We start from the raw sequence: 14,862 nt of genomic DNA, 5'->3' as shown, positions 1-14,862 counted from the left end.
TCTAAACCAATAGTTTTGAACTATTGTGCGGCTAGTATTCTACTTTTATTTGGAATAAACTCAATGTTATCCCTTCGTAATGCTTTGGTAATCCCTTGTATTCTGGAGTAATTACTCCTAGAAAATCAAAGCCACATTTTTGGTAATACCCTATTAATTCTTCATTATCTCCCCAAGTATCCATGCGTAAATAGTGTAGTTTCTTTTCTTTGGCAAGAGCCAATCCCCAAGTCACTATTCTTTTTACCAATTGTTGTCCTTTGAATTTTGGGTGCGTTACAATTCGATGAAAATATACCGCAGCATCAGCATTTTTTTCTTTCCAAATGCTCTCGTCTTGGAATGTGATGGCAAAAACGCAAGCAACTTCATCATCAATAATAATTTTCCACTGCCTGTTTTCTGTTATTTCGTTAAGAACCATTTTGCGGTCAAAACCCATCCAGTGTTTGTTGAACTTGGTTTTTTGATAGGCTACAGCCAAATCATAAAATTCAAAAATGCAGTCTATATCAGCGACGCTACTTGGTTCTATTTTCATCGAAATCACTACTGCTTTTAACGGATAATTAAATTGAAATGTTTAGATCAATTGCTTTTCAGCAAAAGTTACGATGTCTTCTTTGATGTTTTGCAAGTAATCAATATCGTCAAAACCGTTAACCATATTGTTCTTTTTGTATCCGTTGATGTCAAAAGATTCTTTTTCACCAGTCACTTTTAGTGTAATTGTTTGCTCTGGTAAATTGATTTCAAGCTCGGTGTTTGGATCTGCATCTATAGCTTTAAAAATAGAGGCAGCAAATTCTGGGCTTACTTGAACGGGTAAAACACCAATATTCAAACAGTTTCCTTTAAAGATGTCAGCAAAGAAAGAAGAAACTACAGCACGAAATCCGTAATCGTAAACCGCCCAAGCAGCGTGCTCACGAGAAGAACCAGAACCAAAGTTTTTTCCTCCCACAAGAATTTTTCCAGAGTAGGTTGGGTTGTTTAAAACGAAATCAGCTTTTGGAGTATCGTCTCCATTGTATCTCCAGTCTCTAAAAAGATTATCACCAAAACCTACGCGCTCAGTCGCTTTCAAGAAACGAGCTGGGATTATTTGGTCTGTATCTACGTTTTCTATTGGTAGTGGCACTGCACTACTAGTAAGTATATTGAATTTATCGTATGCCATTTTTATTTTTTTTACCGCAAAGACGCAATGGCGCAATGCTATATTACTTTTAATTTACTGCATAGGCGCAAAGGCACAATGCTATATTTTTTAAGTTTATGAAGTTTAATAGTTATTTACAAATCTTCTAAAACCATGTTTTATTAATGGAACATTAAAATTAATTAAGAACCCCATTCTTTTGTCTGCTAATTTCAAATATGAAATTAGCTGTGCTTCGTGAACTGGCAAAATCGAATCAACCGATTTTAATTCAATTATTATCTGTTCTTCAACTAGAATATCGATTTTGTATTCTTTTGACAAATTAAATCCTTTGTACTGTAGCGGAATAATAACTTGACATTCTGCTGAAATATTTCTCAACTGCAACTCTCTTAAAAGACACATTTCATATACGGATTCTAATAAACCTGGCCCCATTATTTTGTGAACCTCTAGACTAGCTAAAAATATCTCTTTTGCTAACTCCTCGTAACGGTTTATTTCCATAATTCTTTGCGTCTTTGCGCCCTTGCGGTGAAAAATTCTACATTAACTCTCTTGGATCAGTCAATTTTCCAGTAACCGCTGCTGCTGCTGCCATAATAGGAGAGGCTAACAAAGTTCTTGAACCTGGACCTTGACGACCTTCAAAGTTTCTGTTTGAGGTACTAACTGCATATTTTCCAGCGGGTACTTTATCATCATTCATCGCTAAACAAGCTGAACATCCTGGTTGACGCAATACAAATCCAGATTCTGTTAGAATGTCAAGCAAACCTTCTTCTTTAATTTGTGCTTCAACTACGTGTGATCCTGGAACCAACCATGCGGTTACGTTGTCTGCCTTTTTACGACCTTTTACAATATCAGTAAATGCTCTAAAATCTTCAATACGGCCATTTGTACAACTTCCTAAGAAAACAAAATCAATAGGTTTTCCTATCATCACATCGTCTTCATTGAAACCCATGTAGGCTAACGACTTTTTGTAAGTTTCTGCACCACCTTGTACTTGACTAGCTGTAGGGATATTTTTTGAGATACCTATTCCCATTCCAGGATTGGTACCGTAAGTGATCATTGGCTCTATGTCTGCGGCGTCGATATCTAATTCAGCATCAAATACAGCATCATCATCTGTTTTTAATGTTTTCCAGTAAGCGACTGCTTTAGTCCAGTCGTCCCCTTTTGGAGCATACAATCTGCCTTCAAGAAAGTCGAATGTTTTTTGGTCAGGAGCAATCATACCACCACGAGCACCCATTTCGATAGAAAGGTTACAAACAGTCATACGGCCTTCCATAGACATTTCTTCAAAAACATTTCCTGCATATTCAGCAAAATAACCTGTTCCACCAGAAGTAGTTAATTGAGAGATGATATATAAGGCAACATCCTTTGGTCCCACACCTTTACTTAAAGTTCCATTTACGTTGATACGCATTTTCTTTGGTTTGGGTTGCATGATACATTGTGTTGCAAGTACCATTTCAACCTCTGAAGTTCCAATTCCAAAAGCAATTGCTCCAAAAGCACCATGCGTAGAAGTGTGTGAATCTCCACAAACAATAGTTGCTCCGGGTAAAGTAATTCCGTTTTCAGGACCTACCACGTGTACGATTCCGTTTTTAGGATCACCTAATCCCCAGTGCGAAATACCGTATTCGGCAGCATTGTCTTCTAATGCTTTTAATTGATTTGCTGATAAAGCGTCTTCAACAGGTAAGTGTTGATTAATTGTAGGTGTATTGTGATCTGCAGTTGCAAATGTTCTTTCAGGGTATAAAACAGATACATTTCTAGATTTTAATCCTAAAAATGCAACTGGGCTGGTAACCTCATGTATGAAATGACGGTCAATAAAAAACACATCTGGTCCATCTTCAATTTTACGTACAACATGTGCGTCCCATACTTTGTCAAATAATGTCTTACTCATTTTATTAATTTTAAATTGTAATTTTTACAATAGCGGCTCTTCTAGCTTTTGCAATAGAAAACAAAATTAGAAAAAGGGACCAAAGTGTCAATTTCGATATTTCATTTTATACGATACCCAAAACTAATTTATACGCGACACATCTTCTAGTTTATAAAAGCTTGGATTAATTATTCGAATTAGAATAAAATAAAAACTACCGTTAGTGCCATCGTTTGTAATCTAGGTTCTCATTAGGTTTTTGAGAAATTGGTAACTGATGCGTAATTCTAAGGGGCTTAATTGTCATATTGATGAGGATAGGATAAGATAATTGGGTTATTCGCAATCAATTTTTATTTTTATTCGATTAAAAAAAGCAATTAATAATAGTGTAAGTTGTGTCTTGAGTTCGTATTTTATGTGAATTATTACGTCTAAAGATTACGACATCCAAAAAAAATATCAATTAAAATCACCGTCTGTTTTTGCATTGGCAAGGAATAGTAATCGCTAGCATTTTTATTCGGAGTATTTTGTGTTAATGTCTTTTAGATGTCTAAATTATAACTAAAATTTCCCTAAATTTGAAGTTCAATTTTTTGAAAATCATTCTAACTATAATATGCTATAAACCAGTTAAATGCACAGCTCAAACCTGTTGTTTGAGTTCCCTAATTTTTCAATAGGGCTGGGGAGAGGAAGCCTATGTACTTAATATTCGATACTGAAACTACAGGATTACCAAAACGCTGGGATGCACCCATAACTGACTCAGACAACTGGCCACGTTGCATACAAATTGCGTGGCAGCTGCATGACGAAATGGGAAAGCTAATCGAGCACCAAGATTACTTAGTTAAACCTGAAGGATTTAATATTCCCTATGATGCCGAGCGTATTCACGGAATCTCTACAGAGCTAGCTGCTGCTGAAGGAATTTCTCTATCAGAAGTTTTAGAGAAATTCAATGTGGCTCTCGCTAAATCTAAATTTATTGTGGGTCAAAATTTAGGTTTTGATGTCAACATTATGGGCGCAGAGTTTCACCGTATGGGGGTAGATTCTCCTATGGCGGCTATGCCTGTTCTCGATACATGTACAGAGGTTACTGCTAAGTTATTGCAATTACCTGGAGGTCGTGGAGGTAAATTTAAATTACCAACATTAACAGAACTGCACCAATATTTATTTAATAAACCTTTCTCTGAAGCGCACAATGCAACTGCAGATGTTGAGGCAACGACACGTTGTTTTTTAGAGTTAATCAGGAGAGAGCGTTTTACAAAAGAAGAGTTAGATGTTCCTGCTTCTTATTTTAGAGAATTTCAAGAGAAAAACCCTAGAGAAGTTCAGCTTATAGGATTAAAGCACATTAATTTAAAACAGGCTTCTGATCGCATACGTCAGCAACTTGGTGATACGCAAGGTGGCGGAATCTCTAAGGGAGAACTTTTAGAAAATAAAAAGGCTCTGGCTGAAGCCAAATTTGCGCATTTACACAATCATACTCAGTTTTCTGTATTGCAGTCAACGATAGGTGTAGGTCCGCTAGTAGCAGCGACTGCAAAAAATGGTTTTCCAGCAGTAGCCATGACAGATACGGCTAACATGATGGGAGCTTTCCATTTTGTAAGTGCTGTTATGAATTATAATAAATCGGCTTCCGCCAAAAATAAAGCACTAGTTGAAAGCGGAGAAGAACCCACAGAAACAGAGATTAAACCGCTTGTAGGTTGTGAGTTTAATATTTGTGAAAACCATTTAGATAAAACTAAAAAGGACAACGGATACCAAGTTGTTTTACTAGCTAAAAATAAAAAAGGGTATCATAATCTAGCCAAAATGGCTTCGATAGCTAATATTAATGGTTTTTACTATGTGCCTCGAATCGATAAAAAAATTGTCGAGCAGTACAAAGAGGATATCATGGTGCTTTCGGGAAATTTATATGGAGAGATACCAGGTAAAATTCTAAACATTGGTGAAAACCAAGCCGAAGAAGCATTGATCTGGTGGAAAGCACAGTTTGGAGATGATTTTTATCTTGAGATTATGCGTCACAATCAAGAGGATGAAAATCGCGTGAATAAAACCTTGATTGAGTTTGCTAAAAAGCATGAAGTAAAATTAATTGCTTCAAATAATACCTACTACTTAAATAAAGAAGATGCTAATGCGCACGATATTTTGCTATGTGTAAAAGATGGTGAAAAGCAAGCAACACCTATAGGGCGTGGTCGTGGCTATCGTTATGGTTTGCCTAATCAGGAATATTATTACAAGTCAGGTGATGAGATGAAAAAACTCTTTGCTGATTTGCCTGATGCAATTATCAATATTCAAGAAATTGTTGATAAGGTCGAAATCTACTCACTCTATCGTGATGTATTACTTCCTAAATATGATATTCCGCAAGAATTTGTAAACCCCGAAGATGATGCTGATAATGGTGTAAGAGGGGAGAATGCCTATTTAAGACACCTAACGATGGAAGGTGCAAAGAAGCGATATGGTGAAATCACTGAGTCTATTCAAGAGCGACTGGATTTTGAGTTGTTAACGATTTCCAACTCTGGTTATCCGGGGTATTTCTTGATTGTACAGGATTTTATTGCTAAGGCTAGAGAGATGGATGTTTCTGTAGGTCCTGGGCGTGGATCGGCAGCGGGATCTGCTGTTGCATATTGTTTGAAAATCACCAATATTGATCCTATTAAATATGATTTGCTTTTTGAGCGTTTCTTAAATCCCGATCGTGTGTCCATGCCCGATATTGATATTGACTTTGATGACGAAGGTCGTGGTCGTGTTATGGATTATGTAATCAATAAGTATGGAGCTAATCAAGTTGCCCAAATTATCACTTATGGTAAAATGGCAACCAAATCAGCAATTAGAGATACGGCGCGTGTACTGGATTTGCCGTTGTTTGAAGCAGATAGAATAGCCAAATTAATTCCGGCGATGATGCCGTCTAAGTGGAATCTAGCGCGTTTTATTTCTGAAAAAGAAGAAGATGTTAAAAAAGCATTGCGATCTGATGAGTTTGATAATGTAAAAGAATTGATTGCAATTGCAAATTCAGATGAGCTAGCGGGAGAAACAATTCAACAAGCGAAGATTCTAGAAGGATCGATGCGTAATACAGGTATCCATGCTTGTGGGGTGATTATTACCCCATCAGATATTACCAACTTTGTTCCGGTAACTACTGCAAAAGATTCTGATTTATATGTAACCCAGTTTGACAACTCGGTTGCGGAGAGTGCGGGATTATTAAAGATGGACTTCTTGGGTTTGAAAACCCTTACCTTGATAAAAGATACCGTTAAACTGGTAAAATATAGAAACAACATCGATTTGAATCCGGATGAGTTTCCTATTGATGATGTAAAAACATACGAATTATTCCAGCGCGGAGAGACAGTTGGAATTTTTCAATATGAATCACCCGGAATGCAAAAATACATGAAGGACTTAAAGCCTACTGTTTTTGGGGATTTAATTGCAATGAATGCCTTGTACCGTCCAGGCCCGCTAGAGTATATTCCTTCTTTTGTTCGAAGAAAAAACGGAGAAGAGGAAATTAAATACGATCTAGATGCCTGTGAGGAATACCTAGGGGAAACTTACGGGATTACAGTGTACCAAGAGCAGGTGATGCTTTTGTCTCAGTCCTTAGCTGATTTTACTAAGGGTGAGGCCGATGTATTGCGTAAAGCGATGGGTAAGAAGCAAAAGGAGGTACTTGATAAGATGAAACCTAAGTTTGTTGAACAAGCTGCCGCAAAAGGGCATGATGCTAAGGTGTTAGAGAAAATCTGGAAAGACTGGGAAGCCTTTGCTAGTTATGCCTTTAATAAATCGCACTCTACATGCTATGCTTGGATTGCATACCAAACTGCTTATTTAAAAGCACATTATCCTGCAGAATATATGGCAGCGGTACTTTCTAATAACATGAATGATATCAAGCAGGTTACTTTCTTTATGGAAGAATGTAAGCGCATGGGATTACAAGTTCTAGGACCTGATGTAAATGAATCCTTCTATAAATTTACGGTAAATGATGATTATGCAGTCCGTTTTGGGATGGGAGCAATTAGAGGTGTGGGTCAAGGAGCGGTAAACACGATTGTAGAAAACAGAAAAGACGGAAAATATAAGTCGGTTTTTGATTTAACTAAGCGTATCGACTTGCGCGCAGCTAATAAAAAAGCACTAGAGAACTTAATACTTGCTGGTGGTTTTGATTCTTTTGAAGGTACATTACGCTCGCAATATTTTCATGATGACGGCGACGGAATCACATTCTACGAAAAAGCGATAAAATACGGTGCCAAATTTCAAGAAAATGAAAACAGCTCCCAAGTAAGTTTGTTTGGTGAAGCTAGTGATGTTCAAATTGAAGAGCCTGTGGTGCCACCGTGTGAAGACTGGAGCACCATGGAAAAACTGGCTAAAGAGAAAGAGGTAGTTGGGATCTATATTTCTGGGCATCCGCTGGACGATTATAGATTCGAAATGAAATATTTTTGTAACGCCAAATTAGAAGCGCTTAAAAATTTAGATCTGCATGTAGGTAAAAGTTTGACTTTTGGGGGTATTATCAACAATGTGCAACACCGTGTAGCTAAAAACGGAAAAGGCTGGGGGATATTCACACTTGAAGGATATGACGAGAGTTATGAGTTCAAAATCTTTGGTGAGGATTATTTAAAATTTAGACATTTCTTTATTCAAAATAATTTTACGTTCATGAAGGTGCTTGTAAAAGAAGGATGGGTGAATCAAGATACTGGTAAAAAAAGTGATCCTAGAATACAATTTATGCTGGTACAATACCTGCAAGATGTTTTAGATGATTTTGCTAAAAAGCTTGTGGTCTTGTTAAACATCAACGATCTAGATAAAGAGGTAATTCACAGATTAAGTCATTTATTTCTCGAAAACAAAGGTGATAACCAAGTTACATTTGAGGTTATGGAGCTAGAAACAATCAAGAAACTGGTTGAGGAAGAGTCTGAAACTCTAGAGAGTGACGGGGACGATTTTAATGATGATGCTATGGAAGGCGAAACTGCTACTGCGGTTACCGTTACAGAGGTTGAGGAAATTAAAGTGGTTACTAAATTAACGATGCCAAGTAGGCGATTGAAAATTAAAATTTCTAATGAGTTACTGATTGCTTTAGAGAAAATGCAAATTAACTTTAAGTTAAATTAAAAGCATCCTATTGCTAAACAAAATAGAGATGATTTTTGACGAATGAAAACGATGTAGTTTGACTGTTTCGCTACTGTTTCAGGCGTTTTTTATCGAATTAGCTACTTAAAATTAACATTTTTTTTAGAATGCTAATGTTAATTTTTATAAGCTAAAGCATTGATTTTGTTATGCATGCATAACATTGGTCATTTGCTGTTCACATTTAATTAGCAAAACTGATAAACTGTGATTTAAAATTATATAAGTTTGTAGTAAGACAATTAACAAAAAACTAACTTCTATTAAGATTAATGATTATGAAAAAGAACTTGTTTATATTAGGAATGATGGCTTGCTCAATGACTATGTTAGGGCAATCAAAAGATGATTCAACTGATAAAGGATATTACCTTAAACTTGGTGGATCTTATTTTTTGCAAACAGCAGCAACGGAGTTTCCAGTAGTTTCTGGATCATTACCTAATACTGATGTTTATGCAGCAAATGGAACAACGCTACTTTCTAGAGAAACTAATCATGGTTCGTTTGGTGAAGGTTTTAGAACTGGAATTACTGGAGGATACCGTTTTAATGCAAGAATAGGTGTTGAGGTAGGAGTAAACTACTTTAAGAGTAGTAGTAAGACTATGGTTGAAACTACAAATAGATTAATTGCTGCAGGTCCAGTATTTGTTACTGGAAATGCTATAGGAACAATATCTGCTTTTGATGTTGCGCCAGCAGTAGTTTTGTTCTTAGGAGAAGCTAATGGGTTCGAACCGTACACTAAAGTAGGAGTTATTGTTCCTGTTCACGGAGATTTAGAAATTGAAACGACTAGAAAATATACTACTCCAGTAGGAGTTGTAGACGCTTTCACTGTAGAAAAAGTTTTACCTAATCCTACTGTAGGTTTTATGGCTGTTGTAGGGACAACTTATAAATTAGGAAAAAAGATTTCTGTTTATGGAGAATTAGAATACCGTAACTTTACTGTACATGGTAAGTCTAAGGAAACAAAATCGTATACTGAAAATGGTGTAGATCAATTAAATTCAACTACTTCATTCCGTGATGGTTCTTACGCAGAAAATCACGTTAATTATGTAGAGAAAATTGATTCAAATTCTAACAGTAAAGTGACAAATTCAGCTGGTTTTGATAGATCAAAATCTGCAGATGATATTAGTTCATACGTAGGGATTAGTGGTCTAGGATTGACTCTTGGATTGAAATACACGCTATAATAGCTAAATAATAGATACTATATATGAAAGACCTTCTTAATTGAAGGTCTTTTTTTTGTTTTATATATTTTGTGATTAAGAATTTGCATCATCATAATAGCTACAGTGTCTTATTTAATGATGTATGCTTTGTAGTTGTTGATTTAGTTAGTAGGAGACTGGTCTTTAAATAGCGATATTGTGCTGGTTAAAGCTGATTGAAGGGGTTTGTATTTTCTATAATTTTGATTTCTTTAATAGTTTTTTACAATACATTTATAATCAAAACTAATTCACAAATAGTGCACAATCTGTTTTTAATTTCTAAATTTGTATTCTAGTTTAACAATAGGTTAAAACAGTAAACATTAAATATAGATATTATGGCATTAGCAATAACAGACGCTACTTTTGAAGAAGTAGTTTTGAAATCAGATAAACCGGTAATGGTAGATTTTTGGGCAGCATGGTGTGGACCTTGTAGAATGGTAGGACCAATCATTGACGAATTAAGTACTGAATATGACGGAAAAGTTGTAGTTGGTAAAGTTGATGTTGACGCTAACCAAGAATTTGCTGCAAAATACGGAGTGAGAAACATCCCTACAGTATTGGTTTTTCATAACGGAGAAGTAGTAGGTAAGCAAGTAGGAGTAGCTCCTAAGCAAACTTACGCTGATAGTTTAGACGCGTTGTTGTAATCGTAAGATTATAATTTATATATGATCTGATTAATTCAGATTAAAAAGGTTTGACGTAAGTCAAACCTTTTTTTTATTTTTATACCTTACTAATATTTGTATCTAATGAAAATAGTGCTGTCATTACTCCTAACTTGTTTATTACTGCTGTCTGTACAAGTCAATAGTCAAGTTAAACTTACTACTGGAATCTCTAAGGAGCTAGCTGAATTTCGTAAAGGGCAAGTTACTGATATTAGTTATGCGCTCTCGTTTGATATTCCAATAGAGAAATCAAAGAATATTCCAGCGACACTTGCTTTAGAATTTAAATTAAAAATAGTGAAATCACCGCTGTTTTTAGATTTTAATGAAAGTACAGAGAATGTAAAAAGCGTAACCGTTAACGGGAAAAGAATACCTATCATTCATGAAAAAGAGCATGTAATAATTGCTAGCTCATTTTTAAAGTCAGATAAAAACACGATTCAAATTGATTTCATCGCTGGAAATGCTTCCCTAAATAGAAATGATGATTACTTGTATACATTATTAGTGCCAGATCGAGCAAGCACTGTTTTTCCATGTTTTGATCAACCTGATCTTAAAGCTAAGTATTCACTGTCCCTAAAAGTACCTGCGTCTTGGACTGTTCTTGCTGGAGCTAAAGTGGCTAGCCAAGCACAGGATGGTGATTTTACTAAATATGTATTCGAACAATCAGATTTAATGAGTACTTATTTATTTTCCTTTGTAGCGGGAGATTTTAAAGCGTTGACTCAAAACGGAACTAATTTTCCAATGAAAATGCTATATCGTGAAAATGACCAAGAAAAAATTAACGCCAGTAAAGCACCTATTTTTAATTTGCATCAGCAAGCGATTTCGTTCTTAGAACAGTACACTAAGTATCCGTTTCCTTTTAATAAAATGGATTTTGCTTCTATACCTGGTTTTCAGTACGGTGGTATGGAGCATGTAGGAGCCATTCAATATAAAGAAGCTTCCTTGTTTTTAGATAGCAGTGCGACCGATAGCGATAAACTAAACCGCGGCAAACTAATCGCTCATGAAACTTCTCATATGTGGTTTGGTGATTTAGTGACGATGAAATGGTTTGATGACGTGTGGATGAAGGAAGTTTTTGCAAATTTCATGGCCGACAAAATAATGAATCCCGCTTTTCCTGAAGTAAATCACAATCTTCAATTCTTTACAGGACATTACCCTGCTGCCTATGCTGAGGATCGCACAGAAGGAACCCATCCTATAAAACAAGAGTTAGCTAATTTAAAAAATGCTGGTTCGCTATACGGTAATATTATTTACCATAAAGCACCTATCATGATGCGACAGTTAGAGGCAATTATGGGTGCCGAATCTTTCAAAAAAGGGATTCAGCGCTACATAACTAAATTTGCAAACAACAATGCTAGTTGGTCAGACCTGGTTACTATTTTAGACGAAGAGACTTCTGTCGATTTAAAAAGATGGAGTGAAGTCTGGGTTAACGAATCTAGTAGAGCATTATTTACTGAGGATATTAGCTATAGTATAGACAATAAAATAACCAAATTCAATCTCCATCAAAGTGCAGAGGATGGGTCTGATAAAGTCTGGCCTCAAGTTTTTGAAATCGCTTTAGTCTATGCGGATAGTACAAAGGTTGTTAAAGTAAATATCGATCGTAAAACGACTAGTTTGAAAGATTTGCTGGGCTTAGAGAAACCGCGCTACATTATTTACAACTATGATGGTTTTGGCTATGGTGTTTTTCCTATTAGTATGGAAGCTATTACTGCTATTGATACGTGTAAAGATGATGTGGCTCGAGCTGCTGTTTTAGTGAATATTTATGAGAATATTTTAAACGGTACTGTAGATGTAGGGGTTGGTTTCAACTGTTTTTTAAATGCACTACAAAAAGAGAAAAATGAATTGGTTGCAACTGTACTTGTGGACCAATTAAAATCAATATACTGGAACTATTTTACTGTCGGGCAACAACTGCAGTTTCAAGAGAACAGCTTGCAGTTGGTTTTTAATCGAATGCAAGATGAAATCCCTTCAAATGTGAAGAAAACCTTATTCAGTCTATATCAAAATTTAGGGTATAACGCTTCCGCTAAAGAAACGCTGTACCAAATTTGGAACAAAAAATTAGTGATTCCCAATTTAAAACTCAACGAAGACGATTACACGGCTTTGGCCATGAATTTAATCATTTTTAAACATGCTAAGGAAGCGGAAATTATTGAAGCAACTAAGATTTCGATAAAAAACCCTGATAAGCTTAAGCGATTTGTGTATTTATTACCTTCATTATCAAACGATGTTGTTATTAGAGATACTTTTATGGAGTCATTGCGAGCTAAAGAAAATAGAGAAAAGGAATCCTGGGTGCAATCAGCATTAGCTATTGTTCATCATTCCTTACGGCAAGATGTTTCTTATAAGTATTTAAAGCAGTGCTTAGAAATGACCGAAGAAATTCAGTTAACAGGAGATATCTTTTTTCCAAAAGGCTGGTTGAATAATTCAATAGGTCGATATAGTAGTAAGAATGCCTTAGCTGTTTTAGAACAATTTCTAAATGACAATCCAGATTTTAGTCCCATATTAAAAAGGAAATTGTTACAGGCTACGGATGATTTATACCGCTGCCAACAAATTAAAAACCAAGTAAAATGAGTATTGCATCAGAGGCAGAGAAGATTTCAAGTTTTAATAGTCTTGAGTTAATAGCAAACCAGATCGTTGAAGGTTTTATTTCGGGCATGCATAAAAGCCCGTTCCATGGTTTCTCGGCAGAATTTGCAGAACACAAACTATATAATGTAGGAGAAAGTACCAGGCATATCGATTGGAAGCTTTTTGCAAAGACAGATCGTTTATATACAAAGTGCTTCGAAGAGGAGACTAACATGCGTTGCCACATTATTATTGATAATTCGGCTTCAATGCATTATCCCGTTCTCAATAAGGAGCAGCGTTTTTATGAAAGTAAAATAGGGTTTTCGGTCTTGGCTGCTGCGGTTATGATGAGTTTGCTAAAAAAACAGCGAGATGCTGTGGGGTTAAGCGTGTTTTCAGATAGCTATGAGTATTATGCTCCAGAAAAAGGGAGTGATCGTCATCATAGAATGTTGCTGAATACTATGGAGAAAGTGTTGCAAGACAACAACACTAAAGCTAAAACAGATACAGTGACGTATTTGCATCAGATAGCACAAAAAATTCACCGCCGTTCTATGATCGTCCTTTTTACTGATATGTTTCAAGAAGAGGAAGAAGAAAGGTTATTTGCAGCATTGCAGCATCTCAAGCACAACAAACATAAGGTGGTGTTGTTTCATGTAATTGATAAAGAGACTGAAGCTCAATTTGACTTTGCAAACAGTCCAAAAAAGTTTATAGATGTCGAATCTGGGGAGCAAGTGTCATTATATGCTAGTAATGTAAAAGAGGAATATGAAAAAGAGCAGACTAAGTACTTTAAAAGACTATCGTTAATTTGTGCTCAAAACCAAATAAAGTATGTTCCAGTTTCGGTAAGTGATAATTTTGAAAATATAATGGTGACTTATTTAGTTGAAAGACAAAACTTTGGTTAAAATTCTTAATTATTTTTTAATATTTTTTATAAAAAAGGTTGTGTAATTCGAATTCTGTTGTATCTTTGCCACCGCAATAGAGCAGTGGGTCTGGTAGTTCAGTTGGTTAGAATACCTGCCTGTCACGCAGGGGGTCGCGGGTTCGAGTCCCGTCCAGACCGCAATATTGGGGAAGCCTTTCTTAACAGAGAGGCTTTTTTGCCCCATAAGGTTTTTAAGATTAGTTGTGTTGTTTGGTCGAGTTGGTAGCAATGAGACCGGGTTTAGTAGTTAGACCAATGAAAAGCTTTCCACTTTATTGTGGATGGCTTTTTTGATTTAAAGGCACTTTGCTTTTAATCGTTTTTGTATTTTCTTCTTACGGTTGCTCATTTCTATGTGAGTAGTATTGTTTTAAATTTTCATTTGTTTCACCCTGTAGTTATGGTAGTTCTTAAATTTGTTTCAGGAGCTATTTCCTGCTATACGTTACAATCTTTTATATCTACTCGATTACCATCGAGTAGGTATAAAAGGATTTCCACTGCTATCAGGGCTAGGCTTGGGTGGTTATAAGTATATTAGGTTTCTCTATTAATATATTGATAACCGTTGAGTGTTTAGAAACGAAGTTAAGAAGTGTTTGATTCATTAAGTCATATATTGAGTGCGATTGAATCTTTAATTCGCCTAATTAGGTGGAGACTTTACCTTTTAACCTCTTGATTAATCCTACAAACCACAAAACAACTCTTTTTGAGCTAATGTCAAATACTACATTTCCAGCTTATTAAAATCAGGTTTAAAAATAAAACAAATAAAAGCGGTTTTGGGGTATTGTTTATAGGTTTAAACTACCTACTTTTGCACCCGCAACAGCGCATAAGTTCTTTACATGATGGCAAGCAAAACGAGAAGAGTTAAAAATTTATTTTCAAATTATTTTCAAAAAAAGCTTGTGGTAATTAAAAGAATTTATTACTTTTGCACCCGCTTCGAGAAACATGTTTAACATGCTAACGAGGCGAGAAATAAGATAAGAACACGTTCCTAGACATATTGAATTGAC

General features: G+C 35.7%; 9 protein-coding genes and 1 tRNA gene. 6 read left to right on the top strand and 4 right to left on the bottom strand.

All coding sequences use genetic code 11. From position 1 onward, the window contains the following. Positions 1–31 precede the first annotated feature (31 nt). The 4 genes from HNQ00_RS15065 to leuC form a co-directional block, all read right to left on the bottom strand. The gene (locus tag HNQ00_RS15065) at positions 32–541 is read right to left on the bottom strand and encodes a GNAT family N-acetyltransferase (protein ID WP_173839335.1); all 510 of its coding nucleotides are present in this window, start codon (positions 539–541) and stop codon (positions 32–34) included. Between the two features lie 42 nt (positions 542–583). Then, positions 584–1,180 (bottom strand): 3-isopropylmalate dehydratase small subunit, encoded by a 597-nt coding sequence (gene leuD, locus HNQ00_RS15060; RefSeq protein WP_173839334.1) that lies wholly within the window; start codon positions 1,178–1,180, stop codon positions 584–586. A gap of 105 nt (positions 1,181–1,285) precedes the next feature. Continuing rightward, on the bottom strand, positions 1,286–1,672 hold the full coding sequence (locus tag HNQ00_RS15055; protein ID WP_173839333.1) for a GxxExxY protein: 387 nt from the start codon (positions 1,670–1,672) through the stop codon (positions 1,286–1,288). Positions 1,673–1,709: 37 nt separating this feature from the next. Next, positions 1,710–3,104, bottom strand: coding sequence for a 3-isopropylmalate dehydratase large subunit (gene leuC, locus HNQ00_RS15050; RefSeq protein ID WP_173839332.1), 1,395 nt, complete (start codon positions 3,102–3,104; stop codon positions 1,710–1,712). A gap of 687 nt (positions 3,105–3,791) precedes the next feature. Between leuC and dnaE the strand changes: the two genes are divergently transcribed. The 6 genes from dnaE (at position 3,792) to HNQ00_RS15020 (ending at position 13,975) form a co-directional block, all read left to right on the top strand. Then, entirely contained in the window at positions 3,792–8,312 is a 4,521-nt protein-coding gene (dnaE, locus tag HNQ00_RS15045) for a DNA polymerase III subunit alpha (RefSeq protein ID WP_173839331.1), read from the top strand. Between the two features lie 299 nt (positions 8,313–8,611). After that, positions 8,612–9,541 carry an outer membrane beta-barrel protein gene (locus HNQ00_RS15040; protein WP_173839330.1) on the top strand — a complete coding sequence of 310 codons (930 nt, stop codon included), beginning with the start codon at positions 8,612–8,614 and terminating at the stop codon, positions 9,539–9,541. 362 nt (positions 9,542–9,903) lie between these two features. Next, positions 9,904–10,221 carry a thioredoxin gene (trxA, locus tag HNQ00_RS15035; protein WP_026708908.1) on the top strand — a complete coding sequence of 106 codons (318 nt, stop codon included), beginning with the start codon at positions 9,904–9,906 and terminating at the stop codon, positions 10,219–10,221. Positions 10,222–10,326: 105 nt separating this feature from the next. After that, the gene (locus tag HNQ00_RS15030; protein ID WP_173839329.1) at positions 10,327–12,891 is read left to right on the top strand and encodes a M1 family metallopeptidase; all 2,565 of its coding nucleotides are present in this window, start codon (positions 10,327–10,329) and stop codon (positions 12,889–12,891) included. Continuing rightward, positions 12,888–13,814, top strand: coding sequence for a DUF58 domain-containing protein (locus HNQ00_RS15025; RefSeq protein WP_173839328.1), 927 nt, complete (start codon positions 12,888–12,890; stop codon positions 13,812–13,814). The genes HNQ00_RS15030 and HNQ00_RS15025 overlap by 4 nt, the downstream gene beginning before the upstream one ends. A gap of 87 nt (positions 13,815–13,901) precedes the next feature. Next, positions 13,902–13,975: transfer RNA gene (locus tag HNQ00_RS15020), tRNA-Asp, on the top strand. Positions 13,976–14,862: the final 887 nt, after the last annotated feature.

The sequence above is a fragment of the Flavobacterium aeripolare genome (assembly GCF_013294025.1).
In the GTDB taxonomy this organism is placed as follows: domain Bacteria; phylum Bacteroidota; class Bacteroidia; order Flavobacteriales; family Flavobacteriaceae; genus Flavobacterium.
The sequence above is the reverse complement of the archived record's forward strand: the minus strand, read 5'-3'. Positions and strand labels throughout refer to the sequence as shown.

Excerpts from the sequence above, each read along its gene's own strand:
- dnaE (WP_173839331.1), top strand. The coding sequence starts at position 3,792 with ATGTACTTAATATTCGATACTGAAACTACAGGATTACCAAAACGCTGG.
- HNQ00_RS15030 (WP_173839329.1), top strand. The coding sequence starts at position 10,327 with ATGAAAATAGTGCTGTCATTACTCCTAACTTGTTTATTACTGCTGTCT.
- leuC (WP_173839332.1), bottom strand. The coding sequence starts at position 3,104 with ATGAGTAAGACATTATTTGACAAAGTATGGGACGCACATGTTGTACGT.
- HNQ00_RS15055 (WP_173839333.1), bottom strand. The coding sequence starts at position 1,672 with ATGGAAATAAACCGTTACGAGGAGTTAGCAAAAGAGATATTTTTAGCT.
- leuD (WP_173839334.1), bottom strand. The coding sequence starts at position 1,180 with ATGGCATACGATAAATTCAATATACTTACTAGTAGTGCAGTGCCACTA.
- trxA (WP_026708908.1), top strand. The coding sequence starts at position 9,904 with ATGGCATTAGCAATAACAGACGCTACTTTTGAAGAAGTAGTTTTGAAA.
- HNQ00_RS15040 (WP_173839330.1), top strand. The coding sequence starts at position 8,612 with ATGAAAAAGAACTTGTTTATATTAGGAATGATGGCTTGCTCAATGACT.
- HNQ00_RS15065 (WP_173839335.1), bottom strand. The coding sequence starts at position 541 with ATGAAAATAGAACCAAGTAGCGTCGCTGATATAGACTGCATTTTTGAA.
- HNQ00_RS15025 (WP_173839328.1), top strand. The coding sequence starts at position 12,888 with ATGAGTATTGCATCAGAGGCAGAGAAGATTTCAAGTTTTAATAGTCTT.